Origin of the sequence: Melaminivora jejuensis, assembly GCF_017811175.1 — a bacterium.
Taxonomy (GTDB): Bacteria; Pseudomonadota; Gammaproteobacteria; order Burkholderiales; family Burkholderiaceae_C; genus Melaminivora; species Melaminivora jejuensis.
Genome location: NZ_JACWIJ010000002.1, coordinates 2205842 through 2227987, shown reverse-complemented (window position 1 = coordinate 2227987; position 22146 = coordinate 2205842). Strand labels below are relative to the sequence as shown.

At 69.7% G+C, this 22146-nt stretch carries 18 protein-coding genes and 1 tRNA gene; 10 read left to right on the top strand and 9 right to left on the bottom strand.

Annotation, left to right across the window (positions count from 1 at the left end; all coding sequences use genetic code 11):
• The first annotated feature begins 43 nt into the window (after positions 1 to 43).
• From IDM45_RS10590 to IDM45_RS10570, 5 genes are all read left to right on the top strand, one after another.
• Positions 44 to 658 (top strand): YqgE/AlgH family protein, encoded by a 615-nt coding sequence (locus tag IDM45_RS10590; RefSeq protein ID WP_209422810.1) that lies wholly within the window; start codon positions 44 to 46, stop codon positions 656 to 658.
• Entirely contained in the window at positions 655 to 1098 is a 444-nt protein-coding gene (gene ruvX, locus IDM45_RS10585) for a Holliday junction resolvase RuvX (protein ID WP_209422809.1), read from the top strand. Before IDM45_RS10590 ends, ruvX begins: the two co-directional genes overlap by 4 nt.
• Before the next feature lies 1 nt (position 1099).
• Positions 1100 to 1624: a bifunctional pyr operon transcriptional regulator/uracil phosphoribosyltransferase PyrR gene (gene pyrR / locus IDM45_RS10580; RefSeq protein ID WP_209422808.1), complete on the top strand. Its 525-nt coding sequence runs from the start codon at positions 1100 to 1102 to the stop codon at positions 1622 to 1624.
• A 2-nt stretch (positions 1625 to 1626) separates the two neighbouring features.
• Positions 1627 to 2589: an aspartate carbamoyltransferase catalytic subunit gene (locus IDM45_RS10575; protein ID WP_209424086.1), complete on the top strand. Its 963-nt coding sequence runs from the start codon at positions 1627 to 1629 to the stop codon at positions 2587 to 2589.
• Between the two features lie 82 nt (positions 2590 to 2671).
• Positions 2672 to 3964 (top strand): dihydroorotase, encoded by a 1293-nt coding sequence (locus IDM45_RS10570; RefSeq protein WP_209422807.1) that lies wholly within the window; start codon positions 2672 to 2674, stop codon positions 3962 to 3964.
• Between the two features lie 12 nt (positions 3965 to 3976).
• Here the strand turns inward: IDM45_RS10570 and IDM45_RS10565 are convergent, their stop codons facing one another.
• Positions 3977 to 5044 (bottom strand): ABC transporter ATP-binding protein, encoded by a 1068-nt coding sequence (locus IDM45_RS10565; protein ID WP_209422806.1) that lies wholly within the window; start codon positions 5042 to 5044, stop codon positions 3977 to 3979.
• Positions 5045 to 5177: 133 nt separating this feature from the next.
• Between IDM45_RS10565 and IDM45_RS10560 the strand changes: the two genes are divergently transcribed.
• The 3 genes from IDM45_RS10560 (at position 5178) to IDM45_RS10550 (ending at position 9086) form a co-directional block, all read left to right on the top strand.
• Positions 5178 to 6812, top strand: a complete 1635-nt coding sequence (locus IDM45_RS10560) for an ABC transporter permease (RefSeq protein WP_232654045.1) — start codon at positions 5178 to 5180, stop codon at positions 6810 to 6812.
• 94 nt (positions 6813 to 6906) lie between these two features.
• On the top strand, positions 6907 to 7266 hold the full coding sequence (arsC, locus tag IDM45_RS10555; protein ID WP_209422805.1) for an arsenate reductase (glutaredoxin): 360 nt from the start codon (positions 6907 to 6909) through the stop codon (positions 7264 to 7266).
• A gap of 425 nt (positions 7267 to 7691) precedes the next feature.
• Positions 7692 to 9086 (top strand): phospholipase D-like domain-containing protein, encoded by a 1395-nt coding sequence (locus IDM45_RS10550; RefSeq protein WP_209422804.1) that lies wholly within the window; start codon positions 7692 to 7694, stop codon positions 9084 to 9086.
• Here the strand turns inward: IDM45_RS10550 and IDM45_RS10545 are convergent.
• The 7 genes from IDM45_RS10545 to IDM45_RS10515 form a co-directional block, all read right to left on the bottom strand.
• Positions 9077 to 9718 (bottom strand): cysteine hydrolase family protein, encoded by a 642-nt coding sequence (locus tag IDM45_RS10545; RefSeq protein ID WP_209422803.1) that lies wholly within the window; start codon positions 9716 to 9718, stop codon positions 9077 to 9079. The two genes, IDM45_RS10550 and IDM45_RS10545, sit on opposite strands and share 10 nt — an antisense overlap.
• A 151-nt stretch (positions 9719 to 9869) precedes the next feature.
• Positions 9870 to 9944, bottom strand: a tRNA-Arg gene (locus IDM45_RS10540).
• A gap of 142 nt (positions 9945 to 10086) precedes the next feature.
• Positions 10087 to 14274, bottom strand: coding sequence for a translocation/assembly module TamB domain-containing protein (locus IDM45_RS10535; RefSeq protein WP_233457493.1), 4188 nt, complete (start codon positions 14272 to 14274; stop codon positions 10087 to 10089).
• Positions 14275 to 14685: 411 nt separating this feature from the next.
• Positions 14686 to 16605 carry an autotransporter assembly complex protein TamA gene (locus IDM45_RS10530; protein ID WP_232654049.1) on the bottom strand — a complete coding sequence of 640 codons (1920 nt, stop codon included), beginning with the start codon at positions 16603 to 16605 and terminating at the stop codon, positions 14686 to 14688.
• 82 nt (positions 16606 to 16687) lie between these two features.
• Positions 16688 to 17875, bottom strand: a complete 1188-nt coding sequence (locus IDM45_RS10525; RefSeq protein WP_209422802.1) for a vWA domain-containing protein — start codon at positions 17873 to 17875, stop codon at positions 16688 to 16690.
• An 18-nt stretch (positions 17876 to 17893) separates the two neighbouring features.
• Complete coding sequence (locus IDM45_RS10520; protein ID WP_209422801.1) at positions 17894 to 18496, bottom strand: GNAT family N-acetyltransferase; 603 nt, start codon at positions 18494 to 18496, stop codon at positions 17894 to 17896.
• Between the two features lie 38 nt (positions 18497 to 18534).
• Entirely contained in the window at positions 18535 to 19389 is an 855-nt protein-coding gene (locus IDM45_RS10515) for an AAA family ATPase (RefSeq protein ID WP_209422800.1), read from the bottom strand.
• Positions 19390 to 19504: 115 nt separating this feature from the next.
• Between IDM45_RS10515 and IDM45_RS10510 the strand changes: the two genes are divergently transcribed.
• Positions 19505 to 20161 carry a c-type cytochrome gene (locus IDM45_RS10510; protein ID WP_209422799.1) on the top strand — a complete coding sequence of 219 codons (657 nt, stop codon included), beginning with the start codon at positions 19505 to 19507 and terminating at the stop codon, positions 20159 to 20161.
• Between the two features lie 619 nt (positions 20162 to 20780).
• Complete coding sequence (locus IDM45_RS10505) at positions 20781 to 21716, top strand: universal stress protein (RefSeq protein ID WP_209422798.1); 936 nt, start codon at positions 20781 to 20783, stop codon at positions 21714 to 21716.
• Here IDM45_RS10505 and IDM45_RS10500 read toward each other — a convergent pair.
• Positions 21677 to 22111 carry a DUF1841 family protein gene (locus IDM45_RS10500; protein WP_209422797.1) on the bottom strand — a complete coding sequence of 145 codons (435 nt, stop codon included), beginning with the start codon at positions 22109 to 22111 and terminating at the stop codon, positions 21677 to 21679. The two genes, IDM45_RS10505 and IDM45_RS10500, sit on opposite strands and share 40 nt — an antisense overlap.
• Positions 22112 to 22146 lie beyond the last annotated feature (35 nt).

The following is a 22146-nucleotide window of genomic DNA, read 5'->3' as shown; positions in this document are numbered from 1 at the left end:
CTGCGGGCCGTGCGGGCAAGGGCTTGCGCCTAAAATCAGGCGTATGTCCGACTCCAGCCCGACCATGAACCTGACGCACCACTTCCTGATTGCCATGCCCGGCCTGGAAGAGGCGTCCTCCTTTTTCTCGCGCAGCGTCGTCTATCTGTGCGAGCACAGCGAACGCGGCGCCCTGGGCCTGGTCATCAACAAGCCCATGGGCATCGACCTGGACAGCCTGCTGGAAAAGGTCGATCTCAACCTGGGTCGCAAGGACTTGAGCGGCGCGCCGGTCTTCCACGGCGGCCCGCTGCAGACCGAGCGCGGCTTCGTGCTGCACGACGCCATGCGCCCGCACGAGCCGATCGAGGGGGAGGACACCTCGCCCTACGCATCGACCATGCAGATTGCCGCCGGCGGGCTGGAGATGACCACCTCCAAGGACGTGCTCGAAGCCCTGTCGCACGGCGCCGGCCCCAGGCGCGTGCTGGTTACGCTGGGCTATGCCTCCTGGGGCGAGGGCCAGCTCGAATCCGAACTGGCGGAAAACTCCTGGCTTACCGTCGAGGCCGATCCGCAGGTCATCTTCGATGCCCCGGCCCCGGAACGCTACGACCAGGCACTGGCGCTGCTGGGCCTGAAGTCGTGGATGCTGTCGAGCACGGCGGGGCACGCATGAACGCCCCGGCCCGGCCTGGCCCGGCCCGCCTGCCGACCAGCGTCCCGGTGGCCGCGCAACACCAGACCTTTCTGGCTCTGGACTTTGGCCTGCGGCGCACCGGCGTGGCCTTTGGCACGCGGCTGCTGGGCACCGCCTCGGCGCAGCCGACCATCCGCGCCGACGGTGCCGACGCCCGCTTCGCTCAGGTGGCGGTGCGCATCCGCGAGTGGCAGCCCGATGCGCTGGTGGTCGGCGTGCCGCTGCACCCCGATGGCGCGCCGCACGAAAACACCGAGCGCGCCCTGAAATTCGCCCGCCAGCTGCGAGGCCGCTTCGGCCTGGCGGTCTATGAGGTGGATGAGCGCTACAGCACCACCGCTGCTCTGGAGGCCGGCGCGCGCGACGCCGACGCCGGCGCCGCCTGCATCATCCTGGAACAATTCCTGAGGAATCTCTGACATGACCCCCACCCCTGCCGCCAGCGCGGGCGGCGTGCTGCTGCTCGACGCCGAGGCCCTGTATGCGGAACTTGCGCGCGGCGTGCGCGCCCTGCTGGCGCCCGGCACCCGCCTGGCCGGCATCACCTCGGGCGGCGCCTGGCTGGCCGAGCGGCTGCAGCGCGACCTGGGCCTGCAGGATGCCCCCGGCGTGCTGTCCTCGGCGCTGCACCGCGACGACTTTGCCCGCCGCGGCTTGTCGGCCAGCGCGCAGACGCAACTGCCCTTCGATGTGAACGGCGCCGACATCGTGTTGCTCGACGACGTGCTCTACACCGGTCGCACCGTGCGCGCCGTGCTCAACGAGCTGTTCGACTATGGCCGCCCGGCGCGCGTGCGCCTGGCGGTGCTGGTCGATCGCGGCGGGCGCGAGCTGCCGATTGCCGCCGAATACGCCGCAGCCCGCATCAGCCTGCCCGCCAGCCGCTCCCTGGCGCTGGCGCGCAGCGCAGCCGGCACCTTCCACTTCGATGTCAAAGAGGCCTGATGGTGCTGTACAAGCGCAACCCCCAGCTCAACAAGAACGGCGAGCTGATCCACCTGCTGTCCATCGAAGGCCTGCCGCGCGACACGCTGACGCACATCCTGGACACGGCCAGCAACTTCGTGTCCATGAACGACCGCGAGGTGAAAAAAGTGCCGCTGCTGCGCGGCAAGAGCGTCTTCAACCTGTTCTTCGAGAACAGCACGCGCACGCGCACCACCTTCGAGATCGCCGCCAAGCGCCTGTCGGCCGACGTGTTCAATCTGGACATCGCGCGCAGCTCCACCGCCAAGGGCGAGACGCTGCTGGACACCATCGACAACCTCTCGGCCATGGCCGCCGACCTGTTCGTGGTGCGCCACAGCGAGTCCGGCGCGCCCTACCTGATCGCCCAGCACGTCGCGCCTCATGTCCACGTGGTCAATGCCGGCGACGGACGCCACTCGCACCCCACGCAGGGCCTGCTGGACATGTACACCATCCGGCACTACAAGCAGGACTTCGCCAACCTGACGGTGGCCATCGTCGGCGACGTGCTGCATTCGCGCGTGGCGCGCTCGGACATCCACGCGCTGACCACGCTGGGTTGCGCCGAGGTGCGCGTAGTCGGCCCGCGCACGCTGGTGCCGTCCGATCTGTCGCACATGGGCGTGCGCGTCTTTCACAACCTGGAAGACGGCATCAGGGACTGTGACGTGGTCATCATGCTGCGGCTGCAAAACGAGCGCATGAGCGGCGCGCTGCTGCCGTCGAGCCAGGAATACTTCAAGAGTTTCGGCCTCACGCCGGAAAAGCTGCGCCTGGCCAGGCCCGACGCCATCGTCATGCACCCCGGCCCCATCAATCGGGGCGTGGAGATCGCCTCCGCCGTGGTCGATGGCCCGCAGGCGGTGATCCTGCCGCAGGTCACCTTCGGCATCGCGGTGCGCATGGCCGTGATGTCCATCGTCGCCGGCAATGAAGCGTGACGCCACGGATGGCTGAAAAATCAATTTTGATAGCTGCTCGCGCTTGCCTGGTGCGGGTTTCAAGCCATTTTGGCTATAAATCATGAAGATACTCATCGAACATGGCCGCGTGCTCGACCCGGCCAGTGGCCTGGACAAGGTGTGCAGCGTGGCACTGGCGGCGGGGCGCATCATCGCCGTCGATCGCTTGCCCGAGGGCTTTGCGCCGACGCGGCGCATCGACGCCAGCGGCTGCCTGGTGCTGCCTGGCCTGGTCGATCTGGCGGCGCGCCTGCGCGAGCCGGGCTACGAGCACGAGGGCATGTTGGAGTCCGAGATGGCCGCAGCCGTGGCCGGCGGCGTGACTAGCCTGGTCTGCCCGCCCGACACCGATCCGGTGCTCGACGAGCCCGGCCTGGTCGAGATGCTCAAGTTCCGCGCCGAAAAACTGCACCAGGCGCGCCTGTTCCCGCTGGGCGCGCTGACGCGCAACCTGGCCGGTGCGGTGTTGACCGAGATGGCCGAGCTGACCGAGGCCGGCTGCGTGGGTTTTTCCCAGGCCGAGGTGCAACTGGAGAGCACCCAGGTGCTGCAGCGCGCGCTGCAGTACGCCGCCACCTTTGGCTACACCGTCTGGCTGCGCCCGCAAGAGCTGCACCTGGGCCGGGGCGTGGCCGCCAGCGGCCCGCTGGCCACGCGCATGGGCCTGTCGGGCATCCCGGTAGCGGCGGAGACCATCGCGCTGCACACCATCTTCGAGCTGATGAAGACCACCGGCGCGCGTGTCCACCTGTGCCGGCTGTCCAGCGCCGCCGGGGTGGAGCTGGTGCGCCAGGCCAAGGCGGCGGGCCTGCCGGTGAGCTGCGACGTCAGCATCAACTCGCTGTTGTTCACCGACACCGACATCGGCTACTTCGACAGCCGCGCGCGCCTGACGCCGGTGCTGCGCCAGCAGCGCGACCGCGACGCCCTGTCCGCTGCCCTCGCCGACGGCACCATCGATGCGCTGGTCTCGGATCACACGCCGGTCGATGACGACGCCAAGGCGCTGCCCTTTGCCGAGGCCGAGGCCGGCGCCACGGGGCTGGAGCTGCTGCTGTCGGTGGCGCTCAAATGGTCGCACGATGCCGGCGTGCCGCTGGCGCGGGCGCTGGGCGTCATCACGCACGAGCCGGCGCGCGTGCTGGGCAGCGCGCTGGGCACGCTGCAGGCCAGCATCGGGCGCATCGTCGAGGGCGGCGTGGGCGACTTGTGCGTGGTCGCGCCCGAGGACTACTGGACGGTGGCACCGCACGCCCTGGCCAGCCAGGGCAAGCACACGCCGCTGTCGGGCTACGAGCTGCCGGCGCGCGTGCGCGCCACGCTGGTGGGCGGGCACATCGCGTTCGAGCGCTGAGGGCCGCAAAGGTCAGGCTGCGCGCTCGAAGGTCACCACGTGATCGACCTGCGGGCGGATGCCGATCCACTCGCCCACGGCATGGTCGTGGTGGCTGGGCACGTGGGCCATCACCGTCAGGCCGCCGGCCAGCTCCAGCGTGTAGAGAAACTCCGCGCCGCGAAACGACTTGCGCAGCACGCGCGCCTGCACCGGTGCATGGTCGTCGTGTACCACGTCGTCCGGGCGCAGCAGCACGTCGCAGCGCGCGCCCGCATACGCCGAGGGCAGGGGGCAGCCATCGACATCCATCAGATCGCCCAGCGGTGTGCGCGCCACGACGTGGCCGTCCTGGCTGACCAGCTCGGCTGGCGCAAACACGCCGTGGCCGATGAAGCTGGCGACGAAGCGCGTGGCCGGGCGGTGGTACAGCGCATAGGCGTCGTCCCACTGGTGCAGGTGGCCGGATTCCATGACGCCGATGCGGTCGCCGATGGCAAAGGCCTCCATCTGGTCGTGCGTGACGAACAGGGCCGTGGCGCCGGCGGCCTTCAGGATGCCGCGCACCTCGTGCGCCAGGCGCTCGCGCAGATCGACATCCAGATTGGAAAACGGCTCATCGAGCAGCATCAGGCGCGGGCGTGGCGCCAGGGCGCGCGCCAGCGCCACGCGCTGCTGCTGGCCGCCTGACAGCTCATGCGGAAAACGCGCTTCGCTGCCGGCCAGGCCCACCAAGGCCAGCGCCTCGGCCACGCGCTGGCGCTGCTCGGCCTTGGGCAGGCCGTGGATGCCAAAAGCCACGTTGCGCCCCACCGACAGGTGCGGAAACAGCGCGTAGTCCTGGAACACCATGCCGATGCGCCGCTCCTCGGGCGGCAGGCTGCGCCCGGGCGCGCCGACCAGCTCCTGCCCCAGCCGGATGCTGCCGCCGGCCACCGGCTCCAGCCCGGCGACGGCGCGCAAGAGCGTGGTCTTGCCGCAGCCCGAGGGGCCGATCAGCACGCCGATCTCGCCAGCCGCCAGGCCCAGAGTCACGCCCTGCACGGCGGCCTGTGCGCGTGCGCCGTAGCGCACATCGAGTTGAGAGACTTCCAGGAACATCGGTGCAATTGTAAGTTTGTATGTGGGCAACTTGCGTAGAATCATTCCCATTTGCATTGACGGGCCGTCCGCGCCCGCACGCTGGCAGGCCACCTGGCCGCTGCGCCTCCCCAGGGTCTGCATCATTTTTCCCTTGCCACGCCCCCTTGCCGCGCTGCTGCGCAACGTTTTTCTGATCCTGCTGGCGCTGGCGCTGGTGCTGCCGGTGCTCACGGTGTTTTCTGCCTGGCTGCCGGGCACGCTGGGCGGCGAGCAGGCCGGCGCCATCGTGCGCGAGATGGCGGCCACCGTGCTGCCCGACTACCTGTGGACGACCTTCGTGCTGGGCCTGGCGGTGGCTGTCGGCGCTGCCGTGGTCGGCACGGCCTGCGCGGCGGCGGTGACGCTGTTCGAGTTCCCGGGGCGGCGCAAGCTGGAGTGGCTGCTGCTGCTGCCCCTGGCCATGCCGGCCTATGTCACGGCCTACGCCTATACGGATTTTTTGCAGTTCAGCGGCCCGCTACAGGTCTGGCTGCGCGCGGCCTTCGGGCTGGAGGGGCGCCTCTTGCCCGAGGTGCGCAGCCTGTGGGGCGCCATCTGGGTCTTCATCTTCGCGCTGTACCCGTATGTCTATCTGCTGGCGCGCACGGCGTTGTCCGAGCGCGCGGCGCACCTGATGGAGGCCGCCCGGCTGCTGGGCGCCTCGCCCGCGCGGCGCATCGCCCAGGTGGCGCTGCCGCTGGCGCGCCCGGCCGTGGCCGCTGGCGTGGCGCTGGTGCTGATGGAGACGCTGGCGGATTTCGGCGTGACCAGCTACTTCGGCATCCAGACCTTCACCGTGGGTATCTACAAGGCCTGGCTGGCCATGGACGACCGGCTGGCTGCGGCGCAGCTGGCCACCATCTTGCTGGTGCTGGTGGCGCTGCTGTTGCACCTGGAGCTGCGCGCCCAGCGGCGGATGCGCTTTGCCGCCGGTGGCGTGGGCCGGGCCGGCTCCGCCGAGGCCGAGCCGGTGCGCCTGCGCGGCTCAGGCCTGGCGCTGGCCTGGGGCGTGTGCCTGGTGCCGGTCTTCATGGGCTTTTTCGCGCCGGTGCTGTTCATGCTGCGCCCGCTGGCTTCAGACTGGTCGGTGCTGCCCTGGGGGCGCTTCGTCGAGTGGGCCGGCAACAGCGTGCGCCTGGGCGGCATCACTGCCGCGCTGGCGGTGGCCATCAGCTTTGCCCTGGCCTTTGCCGTGCGCAGGAGCCGCGACGCTGTCACCCGCGCCGTGGTGCGCCTGGCCAGCCTGGGCTATGCCGTGCCGGGCGCGGTCATCGTGGTCGGCCTGCTGCTGCCAGTGGGCTGGGTGCAGGCGGCGGCGCCCACGCTGGCCCTGCCGGCGCTGATCACGGCCACGGCGGTGGGCATCGTCTGGGCCTATCTGGTGCGCTTTTGCGCGGTGGCGCTGCAGTCGGTGCAAAGCGGCTATGCGCGTATCCCCATGAGCCTGGATGATTCCTCGCGCATGTTGGGCGTGGGTGGGGTGCGCCTGCTGTCGCGCGTTCACTGGCCGCTGCTCAAGCGCTCGGCGGCTGCCGCCGCGCTGCTGGTCTTCGTCGATGTCATGAAGGAGCTGCCCGCCACCATGGTGCTGCGGCCCTTCAACAGCGACACCCTGGCCGTGGTGGCCTACCAGCTGGCGCGCGACGAGCGCCTGGGCGAGGCGGCGCTGCCCTCGCTGGCGCTGGTGGCCGTGGGCCTGGTGCCGGTCATATTGCTCAGCCGCACGCTGCGTGCGTCGCGGCGGTGAGGGTGCAGGCGCGATCCTGGCGCCAGCTTTCAGTACTCGACGCACAACGTACAACGCACAACGCACAACGGCACGGTACTTACACTTGGGCCGCATGAGTACGCATCCCGACATCACCATTTACCACAACGCCCGCTGCAGCAACTCACGCGGCGCGCTGGCGCTCCTGCGCGAGCGCGGCATCGAGCCGGCCATCGTGGATTACCTCGCCCAGCCGCTGGACGCCGCCCAGCTCACCGCCCTGGTGGCGCAGCTTGGCGTGCCGGTGCGCGAGCTGCTGCGCAGCAAGGAGGCGGCCTATGCCGAGCTGGATCTGGCCGACCCGGCACGCAGCGATGCCGAATTGATCGCTGCCGTGGCCGCGCACCCCGAGTTGCTGAACCGGCCCATCGTCGTCACGCCGCGCGGCGCGATGCTGTGCCGTCCGCCCGAGCGGGTGCTGGAGCTGCTGTAGGCAAGCAGGCTTGTTCTGCCCCAGGGGCAGCGCCTGACGCAGCTGCCCGAACTCATTTTTCAATAGCTGTCAACGCTTGACAGGTAAGGGTTTCAGCCTGTTTTGACTGATTTTTTGCCCAGGTGCCCGGCCCTGGCTTCCGCGCTCTGCGCCGCCTCCTTGGCTCAAGAGTCTGAGCGCACTCTTAGAGCGTGTTTACGATCCCCGCGCGGGTGCGCGAGCGCGGCCTCGGGTGGTCTGCGGCGTTGCAAATCCTCGCGATAGCATGGGCTATCGCTGCGGTTTGCGCCTGGCAGCCCATCCCGATCCGCACCCGCGCCCCTGCGCGCGGAGATCGTAAACACGCTCTTATGCTTGGCCGTCATGCTTGAGTCTGTCTTTTTGCGTTTGCCGCAGCGCTGCCCTGCCCTGGCCGGAGCTGGGGCGTGATCCGCATTGCGCTGCTGTCCGGCCTGGGCCACACCATCGTGGTCGTGCTGGGGCTGCTGATCTATGTGCTGGGCACGCGCATCAACCACCAGCGGCGCCACCCTTCCGCCGCGCTGGGCTGGGTGCTGGGCATGGTCACGCTGCCGTATCTGACGCTGCCGCTGTTTTTGCTGTTCGGCGTGCGCAAGTTCGCGCGGCCGGAGCGGCGCCACCACTGGCAGGCGCCGCCCACGGCGGGCGAAGGGCCGGCCTGGGCGGCGCAGCTGCTGGCCGGCATGGAAGTCGCCCCGGCGGTGCGCAACCAGCACGTCGAATGGCACGCCGATGGCCGGCAGGCGCTGGCCAGCCTGCTGGACACCATCGCTTCGGCGCAGCGCCAGCTCGATGTCTGCACCTATGTCTTTGCCCACGACGAGACGGGCCGGCAGGTGGCGCGCGCACTGCTGGCGGCGGCGCAGCGCGGCGTTGCCGTGCGCCTGCTGGTCGATGCCGTGGGCAGCCTGCGCACGCCGCGCGGCATGTTCCGGGAGCTTGCGCGCCAGGGCGTGCAGGTGCGCCGCTTCATGCCGGTGTTGGGCAACCCGCTGCGCGGGCACACCAATTTGCGCAACCACCGCAAGCTGGTCGTGGCCGATGGCCAGCGGCTGTGGAGCGGCGGGCGCAACCTGGCGTGCGAATATTTTCTGGATCGGCCCGGGCGCCCGGCCTGGGTGGATCTGAGCTTCGAGATCCACGGCCCGGTGGCGCAGCACGCGCACATCCAGTTCGGCACCGATTGGCGCATCGCCCAGGGCCGCACCCTGCGGCGTATGCGCCGGGCGCCGCACCTGCCGGCGCTGCCCGGCCCGGTGCATGGCCCGCTGGCGCAGTGGATCGCCAGCGGCCCCGATCACGCCGACGACACCGTGCATGCCCTACTCATGGCCGGCGCCTTCCACGCGCAGCGGCGCATCCTGGCTGTCACCCCGTACTTCGTGCCCGACGATGGCCTGCTGGACGCCTGGTGCCTGGCCTGCCGGCGCGGCGTGCAGGTCAGCCTGCTGGTGCCGGCGCGCTCCAACCACCGCCTGGCCGACATTGCCCGCGAACGCGCCCTGCGCGAGCTGGTCGCCGCCGGCGCGCGCGTCTGGCTGTCGCCGGCCATGATGCACGGCAAGGCGGTGCTGATCGACGACGATCTGGCACTGGCCGGCTCGGTCAACCTGGATGCGCGCAGCCTGTTCCTGAATTACGAGGCCATGACGGCTTTCTACGGCGCGGATGAGCTGCGCTGGCTGTCCGAGTGGTGCGCGAGCCTGATCCGCCAAGCCCGGCCCCACATGGGCAATGCGCCATCATTGCCGCGCGACCTGCTTGAAGGTGTGGTGCGGGCGTTGGGCTTTCAGTTGTAGGTCGATCCAGGCGGAGGGCTGGCCGTGCCGTGCCGGCTTTCTTCGGCCCGTTGCGGCCTGGAGGCCGCCGCCACCGAGCACTCGAAGGCGCCGCCCAGTTGCTTGATGGCAATGTCGTAGCGCTCGGATGTTTCGGCGGCGATGCAGTCCTGCGGCGTCCAGACCTCGTAGCCGTGCATACGCGCGTCGGTGGCCGACAACAGCACGCACATGTCGGCCGCCCAGCCGGCGATGGTCAGCTTGCGCGTGCCCATTTTGGACAGCAGGTGGTGCAGCGGCGTCGAATGGAAAGCCGAGTGCTGGGGCTTGAGGATGACCAGGTCGTCGGGCGTGGGCGTGAGCAGCCGCGCGATGGCGCCGCGCTGGCCCGGCAGCAGCTGGCAGACCGCCAGGATGTCGCGGAACTCGCTGTGCCAGGTGCCGTAGTTGTCGTTGGCGTAGATGGCTGCGGCGCCCTGCGCGGCCAGGTGTTTCTTCAGGCGGGCGATGCGCTGCGCGGCAGCCCAGGCGTGGGGCAGCAGATCGCCTGCAGCCGGAAAGTCCAGCGGGTTGATGACATCGACCAGCAGCAGCACGTGTTCGCTGCGAGGCAGGGGAGTGCTGGTCAGCGCGCGGGCGCGACTCGAAGACATGGATGGGCTCCGGCAGGGATAGGACAGGCGGGAGCGGCCAACATACCGAGTCGCCTGGCACCGCCCTGTAGGAGGAGGGCTGCCACCTGCGGCAACGCCGGCCATGAAAAAAGCCGCCCGTCGCGACGGCTGCGACGGGCGGCTTTCCAACTGGTCCCTCCGACAGGAATCGAACCTGTATCTGACGCTTAGGAGGCGTCCGTTCTATCCATTGAACTACGGAGAGGAAAGGGGCAAAGCCGACGATTGTAAGCGCGCTGGTGGCCTATCCCGCCCGTCAAGGGGGATTCGACGAAGCAGGGGCTATCAACAAAATGATAGCTATCAGCGCTTGCTGGACAAGGGATTGGGGTGTTTTTCATACCAACTCAATCGTAGCGCACGGTATAGATCAGATCGACCGCGCTTTGCTGCCCGGTCTGGCCGCGCAGGGTCAGGCGGCGGGTCAGGTCGTAGAAGATGTACAGGGTGCCCAGCGCGCCCGAGAGGCTTTTCTCGTAGGTCACGTACAGGTCGCGCGACAGGCGCTTGCCGAAGGTGAGCGCCGCGCCATTGGCGCCCTCGCCCTGGCCCGGGCCCTTGAAGCCGATCTCGTCCAGGCCCAGTTTTTGTGCGATCCCGCCGCCGCTGCTGCCGTCGCCTTCGCCGCTCAGGAAGGCCAGTGCCGCCTGCTGCAGGAGGGCCGCTTCGGCCCCACCGGCTGCGGCGCTCCTGCCCAGTACCACCCAGGAGAGTTTTTCCGCATCGGGCATTTCCGGCTCGGAGTACAGGCGCACGCGCGGCGCCTTGGCGCTGCCGCTGACCTGTACGCCGGCGCGCACGGCGATGTTGGGGCGCAGCGCCAGCACGTCCAGCGCCGGGTTGTCGTAGGGGCCGTTAAAGCGCAGCAGGCCGTTTTCCACGTCCAGCGCCTGGCCCCAGGCGCGGTAGCGGCCCTGGTCGGTGCGCACCTCGCCGCTCACGCGCGGCTGGCCGGCGCTGGCGGCGTTGGCGGTGATGGCCAGCTCCCCGGTCAGGCGCGTGGTGATGCCCCGGCCCTGCAGGGCGAAGTCGTCGCCCAGGTTCAGCTTGATGGCCACGTCCGGCGGGCGCGCGGTCTGCACGCCGCTGCCGGTCTGCTCGCGCGCCTGCGCTTGGCGCGCGGCCTGCTGGGCCTTGGCAGCGGCGGCGCGATCCAGCGCAGCCGAGCGCACCACCACGTCGTCGCCCAGCGCGGGAGCGCCAGCCTCGGGCAGGATGATGGTGGCGCGATCGACTGCCAGATCGCCGCGCAGGACGACCTGGCCCTGCTCCAGCCGGGCGCGCAGCTCGCCCGAGACGCTGACTTGCCGGTCGGCGCGCACCAGCACCTGCAGCGCCCGGGCCTGCGCGCGCAAGTCCATGCGGATGCCGGACAGGGCGCTTTGACCCTCCGGCTGCGGCCCGCTGGCGGCGTGTACCCAGGATAGCGTGCCGCTGCCCTCCAGCGTGCCGCCATCGAGCGGCGCTGCCGTGCGGTTGCCGCTGAAGCCGGCGATGCGCGCCCGGCTGCCGCGCCCGCCTTTGAGGTGCAGTTCGGTGATGTCCAGTTGCTGGCCGTGCAGCGTGGCACGCAGGCGCCCGTCCTGCAGATCGACGCCATCGAGCACCGAGCGGATGGCAAAACGGTCGGCGGCCAACTGGCCGTCCCAGCGCGGTGCGGTGCGGCTGCCCGACAGGCGCACGTCGGCGTTGAGCGTGCCTTGTACGCGCCAGCCTGGCGGCGCCAGCATCGACCACACGCCGACTTCGGGCAGGCTGGCGGCGATGCCAGCGGCCAGCGGTGCGTCCTCGCTCCACTGCCAACCACCGTCGGCTCCTTGTGCCAGGCGCGTGCTGCCCTGGGCTTGCACACGGCCGGCGCGCTCGCTGTCCCAGGACAGGCTGGCGCGCACGTCCTCGCCCTCGGCGGACAGCTCCAGCGCCAGCTCACGTAGGCCGGCGCTGGTGGTGCCGTTGCCGTTTCTGGTGCCGCCGCTGGCCGTCTTGGGCGCGCCGGCGCCTTCGCCCTGGCCGCTGCTGTGGACGACGGTGACCGCCGGGTTGGCCGTGGCCTCGCCGGTGGCAAAGCGAATGTCGCCGCTGCCGCGCTGCACCTGGACGCGCGCGCGCAGACCTCGTTCGGTGGCGGCCACGTCCCAGGCGCCGGTCAGCAGCAGGTCGGTGGCCACACCCAGGCGCGCCAGTGCGCCCTGGCCATCCTGCTTGATGGCGTTGGCCCAGGCCAGCGGCAGGCCGCCGAGCGTGCCCTGGCTGGTCAGCTCGACACCGCCCTGCGCGCCCTGTGCGAAATGCACAGGTTGCCAGCGCAGCTGCACTTCGCCCGGCTCGGGGCTGCGCAGGCTGGCGCTGGCGGCACCAGCCTCGATCTGCAGGCGGGGCGACTGCTGCACGGCCAGGCTGAGCGGCTCGGCCAGGCGTAGCGCCCACGGGCCGGGCTGGTTCTTCATGCTGGCCTGGACGCTCAGTTCGCCCACCTGGCCCTGCCAGCGGCCCGCGCCCCGGCTGCCGAGGTTGGCGCGCAGGTGCAAGTCGGCCTGCAAATCGTCGTTGTGGCGCAGCTGGCCGTCCCACTCCAGCGCCAGATCGGCCAGGCTGCCACGCAGCGCAGCGCTGGTGCGTGACAGCTCCAGCGCCAGCGCGGCACTGTCCCCCTGGGCCGGGCGCGACAGCGACAGGCGCGGGCTGGCCAGCTGTGCCTGCAGGCTGAAGCTGCCTGGGCTGGCGCCGGCTTTTTGACCAGCCTGGCCGTTGCGGCCCTCACGTCCTGCTGATTTTTCTGATTCGGTGGCCAGCAGTCCGGCGGCTTGCAATTGCCGCTGCGCCGCCTGCCAACCGCCGCGCCACTGGGCGTCCAGATCGGCGCGACCGGCCAGGCTGGCGCCGGCGCCGGAGATGCCCAGGCCGGCCAGCCAGCCCTGCGTGCGCTGGGCGTCGAGCACGCGCATGGCCAGGGTGCCAGCGCCGCTGTCCGGGCCGATCTGGCCGTTGGCCTGGGCCGTGGTGCCGGGCAGTTCGGCCTGCAGGCGGCCACTGGCGGCCAGGGCCTGGGTGTCGATCTGCAGGCCGTCGCCGCGCACCTGGGCGCCCTCGGCCTGCAGCAGCAGTTGCGCCAGCTCGATGCGCTGGCCCTGCCAGCGGCCTTGGGTAGACAGGCGCTGCAGGGCAATCGGCGCCGCCACCGGGGCGCTGCTCTTGCCCCCTTTGCTGCTGGCCAGTGCCCGGCCAGCCGGGCCGCTGGCGCGCACGTCGGCCTGGAAGCGCACGGCAGCGTCCTCGCCGGCGGCGCTGCCGCTGGCGCTGGCCGTGCCCGACAGGGGCAGCGGCGCCAGGCGCGTGTGCAGCTGCGCCGGGTTGACCTGCACCAGCCGCGCCTGTCCTTGCAGCGCCTGGGTGGCCGGGGTGAAGCTGCCCTGCGCTTCGATGTGGCCGCCGCCGGCTTCAATGCGCGAGGTTGCCAGCGTCCAGGTCTGGCCGTCGAAGCCGGCCTCGGCCTGCAGCGCCTGCATGGGCAGGTGCTGGCTGTCCCAGGGGCCGGGCCGGGCGTTGTTCAGGTCGGCGCTGATGTGCCAGCCGCCTTCGCCCTCGGGCTGCACGGCGGCCTGGCCGGCAAGCTGCGTCGTCGGCGCCAGCGGCCACAGCAGCGCCAGATCCAGACCCTGCACGTCGGCGCTGGCCTGCAGCAGCGGCTGCGGCTGCCAGGGGGCGATGCGTGCCTGCACGTCGGCGCGCAGTGGCGCGCCGCTGTCCGGCTCTTGCGCTCCGCCGTGCAGTTGCGCCGTGGCGTCCAGGCGCGCCTCCTGACCGGCCAGCGTGCCATGCACGCGCGCCTCGGCCTGGGCGCGCATGGTGGTGTCACTGCCCGGCCCGGGGGCGCGCACGCTGCCCTTGAGCCTGGCCTCCAGCGGCATGGGCGCGCGCGCGCCCAGCGTGGCCTGGAGGCTGTAGCGGCCCTGGGCGACTTCGACGTGCTCGACCTCCAGGCGGTGCTCGCTGCCGTCGTAGCGGTAGTGGCCGGCCAGGTCGTCGATGACCAGGGGCTGTGCGCCGGTGCCTTGTCCACCATCCGCAGCCGTGATGTCGGCGGCACCCGGGCCTGTGTCCGTCGCCGCGCCCGCGCCGCGCCCGGCCCAGATCAGGTGATCGATGCGAAACGGCACGTCCAACTGAATGGGCAGCACCAGCTCCTGCAACGGCTGCAGCGGCTCGTCGTCGGGCGGCTGGTCGCCCTGCTGGGTGATGGTGATGGTGTCGGCGTGGACTTCGCCCAGCTTGAGCTGGCGCTGCAGCAGCGCGCCGAGCTGCCAGCCGATGTCCACGTCCCGGGCTTCGACGGCCAGGCTCTCGCTGCTCCAGCGCAGCCGCTCGATGTGGCCGCCGGCGCGCAGCGAGCCGCGCACGCCCTCGGCCTGCAACTGCTGGCCGGCGGGCAGCCAGCGCGCCGCACGGTCGAGCGCCGTGGCCAGCGAGGTGCTGCTGCCGGCCCACCACCACAAAGCGGCGGCCAGCAGCGCCAGCAGCACGCCCAGCAGCGCCAACGCACGCCAGAGGTGGCGCCAGCGGCTCCTGCGTGGCGGGGCGGGTTGTGGGGCCGTTGCGGCGGCGTAGGGGCGGAGGATTGATGGTCGGACATGAAGCGGGATGTCTGGCTGCAGCCCGGGTCAGGCGGCGATGTGGGCAGGGGCTGGAGGGCGGCGCCACCGCGCGAGGATATCGGTACTTGGCCCCGCTGCCTGCCAGCGCCTGCAGCAAGCCGTGTAGGAACTCAGTCGCAGCGGTTGTAGGCGCCAAAATATGAATGAAATATGCCTGAAAGCCAATACAGGCAAGCGCTGGCAGCTATGAAAAAAGGAGTGCCGGGGCAGCAGGTTTCTGAAACAGGAAACATGCGCTGGAGGCTGTCAAGGCTGCTGCGCCGCAACGCCCTGGAGCAATGCGAAAAGGCCCGCTCAGAACGTATAGCCCAGCCGCAGATGCAGGCGCACCTGGCGCTCCTTGACGCCGTAGGCCAGATCGGCCTGCAGCGGGCCGACCGGGCTGCGCCAGCGCAGGCCGGCGCCCACGCCGACGCGCGGGCGCAACTCGCCCACCTTGTCGGCCACGGCGCCCACATCGATGAAGGTGGCGCTCTCGAAGTCCGTGCGGTTGCCACGGATGGTCATGGGACGCTGCCACTCGACGCTGCCCACCGTGAGGTAGCGCCCTCCGTACAGCGTGCCGTGGTCGGTGCGTGCGCCGATGCGCCGCCAGCCGTAGCCGCGCACGGTGGTGTCGCCGCCGGTCAGGAACAACTGCGTGACCGGGATGGCCGCGCTGCCCCGCGCCAGCACTGCGCCGCCTTCCAAGCGCAGCGAGATGCGGCTGTTTCTGCGGATGCCCTCGCCCAGATCGACCCGGCCCGTATCGATGAAGGACTGCCAGCGCAGCAGCACGCGCGTGAACGGGTCGCGCTCGGGGCGCAACGTCAGGCCGGCGCCCAGCTCGGCGGCCAGGCCCCAGCCGCGCGTGGGGTTGTTGTTGTCGTTGAAGTAGCGCCCCGTCCAGCCGTAGTTGGCCGTCAGGGCGCTGCTGGAGGGCGGGGCGCGCTCGCCCTGGCTGCTGGCAGTGTCGAACTGCAGGAAGTAGCTGCGGTCGATGTGGTCGCTGCCCTTGGTGCGACCGGCGCGCAGGCGGCTGCTGTTGGTCTCGTAGTCACCCGTGGTCTCGCGCTGCAACTGCAGCCCGGTGAACCAGCGCCAGCCGTTTTCGCCGGGCAGCGCTGTCCAGTCGGTGGAGACGAGCTTGTGCTTGCGGTCGAGTTCGATCTTGCTCAACGCCCGCCAGCCGATGCCGGGCAGGCGGTTGTGCGTGTGCTCCAGCGACAGGCGCGGGCCGCTGTCGGTGGACAGGCCGACGCCGAAGACGGCCTTTTGCAGCGGCGCCTCGCGCACCTGGGCCACCACGGGCACGCTGGCGGCGGCAGCGTCGCGGTCGATGTTTTCCGTGTCCAGCGTCAGGAAGGCCGCGTCGTAGTAGCCACTGCTGGCCAGGCGCTGCTGGGCGTCGAGCAGGCTTTGTTCGCTGTAGGGCGCGCCCACGGGCAGGCGCGCCAGGCGGCGCGCGCCGTCGGGGTCGTAGCGCTCGCTGCCCTGCACCCGCAGCGCGCCGAAGGACAGATCCGGCCCCGGCGCGTACTGCACCTGCAACTCGGCGCGGGCGCGGTCGGCGTCCACCTCGGCGCGGCTGCCGTCCACGCGCGCCAGGGCGTAGCGGCGCGTCTGCAGGCGGCGCAGGCCTTGCGACTTGGCGCTGTCCCAGTCCTTTTGCGTGAAGAAATTGCCCGGCTGCAGGTCGAAGTCGCGCTGCAGCTGCTGCTGGCGGCGCTGCAGGCGGGCGGCATCGGGGCGCTGCGTGTCGCTGCCCAGCACGCTGATCCGGGTGGCGGCGATCTGGGTGCGCTCGCCGGGCTGGACGTTTACGGTGATGGTGCGCGCCGGGGTGTCCGTGCGCTGGCCGGCGTCGGCCTCGGTGCGGGCCGGGTTGTCCGTCAGCGCAATGGTGATGTCGGGACTGAAATAGCCCAGCGTGGCCAGCAGTTCGCGCACGTCGGCCTCGGCAGCGCCCAGCAGGCGGCGCAGCTCGGCGTCCTGCAGGTCGGGCAGGTGGGCAAAGCGCTGCAGCTGCATGTGCCGCTCCAGGTACTCGCGCACGTCCTTGTCCGGCGCCTGCACCTGCAGGGCGAAGGCGTCGGGGCCGCTGCCCTCGGGGGCGTCGGATTCGATGGCACCTTCGCGTTCGCCCTCGTTGGCCTGCTGCTGTCCAGCGCTGAAAAAGCCCTTGACCGTGCTGCAGCCGGGCAGGGCGGCGGCCAGCAGCAGCGTCAGGGCCACGACAGGCCAGCGGGGGCGGCGCGGGGCCTGCCTGGGCGGGAGGGTGTGGATGGGGGGAGGTGCAGTCGTGCTCACGCCGCCATTATTTGGACAGAAGGCGCATGGCCTCCTCCAGGCCCTTGAGTGACAAAGGAAACATGCGGTTTCCCATGAGCTGCTGGATGATGGCGATGCTTTGGCGGTATTGCCACACGCCTTGCGGCTCGGGGTTGATCCAGGCGTGGTGCGGGAAGGCGTTGGTCAGGCGCTGCAGCCACTCGGCGCCGGGCTCCTCGTTGTTGTATTCCACGCTGCCGCCGGGCTGCACGATCTCGTAGGGGCTCATGGTGGCGTCGCCGACGAAGACCAGCTTGTAGTCCTTGTTGTACTTGCGGATGATGTCCCAGGTCGGGAATTTCTCGGCAAAGCGGCGCCGGTTGTTCTTCCACATGTAGTCATAGACGCAGTTGTGGAAGTAATAGAACTCCAGGTGCTTGAACTCGGATTTCACGGCCGAGAACAGCTCCTCGACGCGCTGGATGTGCTCATCCATGGTGCCGCCCACGTCCATGAGCAGCAGCAGCTTCACGTTGTTGTGCCGCTCGGGCACCATCTTGATATCCAGCCAGCCGGCGTTGGCGGCGGTGGATCGGATGGTGTCGGGCAAGTCCAGCTCCAGGTCGCTGCCGGTGCGGGCGAACTTGCGCAGCCGGCGCAGCGCCACCTTGATGTTCCTCGTGCCCAGCTCCTGCGTGTCGTCGTAGTCGCGATACGCGCGCTGCTCCCAGACCTTGACGGCGCTTCGGTTGCGCCCCGGCCCGCCGATGCGCACACCCTGCGGGTTGTAGCCGCCGTGGCCGAACGGGCTGGTGCCGCCCGTGCCTATCCACTTGTTGCCGCCTTCGTGCCGGCCCTTTTGCTCTTCCAGGCGCTTTTTGAGCGTCTCCATCAGCTCGTCCCAGCCCATCTTCTCGATGGCGGCCTTTTGCTCGGGGGTCAGCTCGCGCTCCAGCATCTTGCGCAGCCAGTCGGCGGGGATCTCCTTGGTGATGTCGGTCAGCAACTCCACGCCCTTGAAGTAGGCGCCGAAGGCACGGTCGAATTTGTCGAAGTGCTTCTCGTCCTTGACCAGGGCGGTGCGCGCCAGGTGGTAGAAGTCATCCATGCTCCAGGCGTCATCGGAGTGGGGGCCGGCGACGCCGGCGCCCAGGGCTTCGAGCAGGGTCAGGAATTCGCGCACCGACACCGGCAGCTTGCCGGCACGTAGGGTGTAGAAAAAATCAATCAGCATGTAAACGGCCTCCAGGCCTTACCCAGCAAGCGAAAAGCGCTGCAAAAGATAGAGCAGTTGCGCACGCGCCTCGGGCCATTCGCCGGCAGTCATGCTGTACATGACGGTGTCGCGGATGGTGCCGTCGCGGCGCAGCGCATGGCCCCGGATCACGCCGTCTTTTTTCGCGCCCAGGCGCTCGATGGCGCGCTGCGACGCGAAGTTGAAGTTGTCCGTGCGCCAGCCGACCACGTGGCAGGCCAGAGTGTCGAAGGCGTGGCCCATCATCAGGAGCTTGGCGGCGGTGTTGACGTGGGTGCGCTGCACGCTGTTGGCATACCAGGTGTAGCCGATCTCCACGCGCCGCACGGCGGGCAGGATGTCGTGGTAGCTGGTGCTGCCCAGCACGCGGCCGCTGGCCTCGTCGAGCACGGCAAAGGCGAAGCGGTTGCCGGCCTCGCGCATGGCCAGGGCGGTCTCGATGTAGGCGCGCGTGTCCTGCGGTTCGGGCACCGAGGTCACGCGGATGCGCCACAGCTCGCCGTCGGCGGCAGCGGCGGCCAGGCCGGCCTCGTGCTCCAGGGCCAGCGGTTCCAGGCGCACGCCGCGCCCCTGCAGGGTGATGGGTTGGACAAGGCTCATGGTTCAGTGCCGGCGGGCCGGGCGGTGCGCGCCAGGACTCAGCGGTTCCTCTGGTTCATGAAGACCAGCTTCTCGAACAGGCTCACGTCCTGCTCATTCTTGAGCAGCGCGCCCACCAGCGGCGGCACGGCGACCTTGTGGTCGGCGCTTTGCAGGGCGGTGGCGGGGATTTCCTCGGCCAGCAGCAGTTTCAGCCAATCGATGAACTCGCTGGTCGAGGGTTTTTTCTTGAGGCCAGGCAAGTTGCGCACGTCGTAGAAGGTCTTCATCGCCGCCGTGAGCAACTCGCTCTTGAGCGTCGGGAAATGCACATCGACGATTTTCTTCATCGTCTCCGGCTCGGGGAATTTGATGTAGTGGAAAAAGCAGCGGCGCAGGAAGGCGTCGGGCAATTCCTTTTCGTTGTTGGAGGTGATGAAGACCAGCGGCCGGTGCCTGGCCCGGATCAGCTCGCGCGTCTCGTAGCAGTAGAACTCCATGCGGTCGAGTTCGCGCAGCAGGTCGTTGGGAAACTCGATGTCGGCCTTGTCGATCTCGTCGATCAAGAGTGCCACCGGCTGCTCGGACGTGAAGGCCTGCCACAGCACGCCTTTCACGATGTAGTTCTGGATGTCCTTGACGCGCTCCGAACCCTCGATGTCGGCCAGCTGCGAGTCGCGCAGCCGGCTCACGGCGTCGTACTCGTACAGGCCTTGCTGCGCCTTGGTGGTGGACTTGATGTGCCATTGCAAAAGCGGCATGTCCAGGGCCGTCGCGACTTCCTCGGCCAGCAGCGTCTTGCCGGTGCCGGGTTCGCCCTTGACCAGCAGCGGGCGCTGCAGCTTGATGGCGGCATTCACGGCCAGCATCAGATCCTGCGTGGCCACGTAATTCTGGGAACCTTGGAATTTCATGAGAGAAAAAGAGGAAAACAAGGGAAATCGTTGATGAAAAGGCTTGACAGGTGCTCGTTATAATGTTTTTCGAGCTATCGCCGAGACAACCAATCACTTAGATTGTGCGCGCAAAATGAAAAAAACATGGACTACGCTATTCGGCCTGACTGTCGCCCTGGCGACCGGCACGGCCCTCGCCCAGGACATCCAGGGCAACGCCCAGGCCGGTGCTGGCAAGGTGGCCATGTGCATTGGCTGCCACAGCATTCCGGGCTATCAGGCCAGTTTCCCCGAGGTACACAAGGTGCCCATGATCTCGGGGCAGGGCGCGGGCTACATCAGCGCTGCGCTGCACGCCTACCAAAAGGGCGAGCGCCGACATCCCACCATGCGCGGCATCGCCGATACGCTGACGGATCAGGACATCGCCGACGTGGCGGCCTTCTACGCCGGGCAAGGCCCCGCCGAGGCGGGTGCCGCCCAGGCGCGCGAGCCTGGCCCGCAGGTGGCGGCGCTGCTGCAAAAGGGCGCCTGCGTGTCCTGCCACGGCGACAATTTCTCCAAGCCCATCGACGGCTCCTATCCCAAGCTGGCCGGCCAGTATTCGGACTACCTGTTCGTCGCCCTGAAAGCCTACAAGCGCGACCCCGCCGCCTACGTGGGCCGCAGCAACGGCGTCATGGCCGGCATCGCCAAGCAGTTCAGCAACGCCGAGCTCAAGGAACTGGCCCACTACATGGGCTCGCTCGACGGTGACTTGCGCGTGGTGCCGCAGTCGCGCTTTCGCTGAGCCAGCTGCCCGCTCTGCCGGCCTTTAGTCAAGACCCGCGCCGGCGGGTTTTTCCTGGCAAGAGTGTTGAAAATTGCCGCGAAATTGCTGTAAATGGCTGCACAAGCCGACAGATAACAGCATAATCGGGTGCGGCATTGCTGGCCTTCGCGGTCTCGATTTACTACAATCGAGCGCCCGCCGAAGACAGCCGTCCCACCACCTGGCACGGCCCCTGGCCAACCCCGCGCCGGCCTTTCTTCCCGCACGGCAGCAGCGGCAGGCCGTCCACCCCGAGACACCCCAGACAACTCCTCAGACAACCCCCATGCGCTTTCCTGCTTCCACCCCTTGCGTTCGCACCGCGCGGCTGGCCTGCTGCACGGCGGCGCACGCGCGCGCCCTGCGCCTGGGTGGGGTCGGGCAGCCGGCACTGCCGCCTGCGGATTCCTGCGCCCGGCGGTAATCAGTCTCCCGGCCCTGACACCACGGTGCAGGCCGCGTCATCAGCACCGCCGGGCCGCCCGTTGCGCTGCCACAGGCCCTGCCGACCCGCAGGACTGCGCAGCAGCCGGGTCGATGACTGCCACCGGCCAGCGCCCGCTGGCCTCTGCCCGTATTCGCTGCCCAGGAGTTTGTCATGCGTATCCAGACTGTTGTTGTCCTCACCGATTTTTCCGCCGCTGCCGAGCAGGCCGTCGAGCGTGCCGTGCTGCTGGCGCTGCGGCATCAGGCGCGTCTGGAGCTGGTGCTGGCAGCGCAAGGCCGCGCCGGCCTGCCCGGCGATGCGGCCACACGGCTGGAGCAGCGCGCGCGCCAGCTGTCGCGCCGCCACGGGCTGACCGTGCTGGCCCTGGCCGATGATGGGCAGGGCGGCCTGGACACGGCGCTGCAGGCGGCGCAGCGTGCCGATCTGCTGGTCATGGATGCACGCACCCAGGGCCGCTGGCGCTGGCCGACGCGCGCCACCGGAATACTGGCGCAGGTGCTGCGCGCCAGCGCCTGCCCGGTGCTGGTGGTGCAGGCCGCACCGCGCAGCGACTATGCCCACGCGCTGGTGCATGCCATCAGCGATGCCGATGGCGAGTTGCTGCGCGGCGTGCGCGCCCTGCACGCGGCGGCCACCGTGGAGCTGTTCCACGTCGCCCGCCCACTCAGCGGCCTGCGCCTGGCGTGCAGCGAAGCGTTCACGCACGCCCTGCAGCGGCGCCGGCGCAGCGCCTCGGCGCGTCCAGCCAGCCAGCCGAATCAGCCGCGCGTGCGGGTGTCCGACGCCTTCGAGGCGCGGCGCAACCGTGTCGGCCTGAGCACCGGCCGACTCGATGCCGTGCGCCAGTTGGCCGTGCAGCAGCAAAGCACGCGCGCCGATCTGCTGGTGCTGGCCCAAGCCCGGCGCAGTGTGCTGCGCGATCTGCTGCAGGCCGGCAAGGCCTGGCGGCTGCTGACCGAGCCGGGCGGCGTGCGCTGCGATGTGCTGCTTGTGCCGCAGCCGGGCCGGGTGGCCGCAGCGCAGCGGCCCGGGGTCGAGGCGCCGGCTCAGTCAGCGGTGGCGCGCCGCTGGACGCAGGCCACGTAGGCCTCGCCGTCGGGTGGGCGGCCGGCGCGCTGGGCCTCCCACAGCATGGAACCCAGGCATTGCATGGCCGCATGGTGGGCGTCATGCAGCGAACCCAGGCGGCGTGCGAGCAACTCCACCGCCTGGCGGATGCCGCGCGGCTGGTCGATGCTGCACTGCTCGCTGATGGACAGGTGCATGGACAGGTGCAGGAACGGGTTGGCCTGCTCGGCGCCTTCGGCATAGACGCGCGCCAGTGCTGCCTGCACGTCGGCCAGCTCGCCATGGAATTGCGGGTGCTCGGCAATCCACAGCCCGGCCAGCGTCTCGATGGCCTCCATGGGCTGGCCCGCCTGCTGCTTGGCGTGGGTGGAGCAGAAAAAACGCCGGACTTCGGCCTGGGTGGGGTTGAACATGGGGGCAGCGTAGCACGGGCTTGCCAGGCCATCCC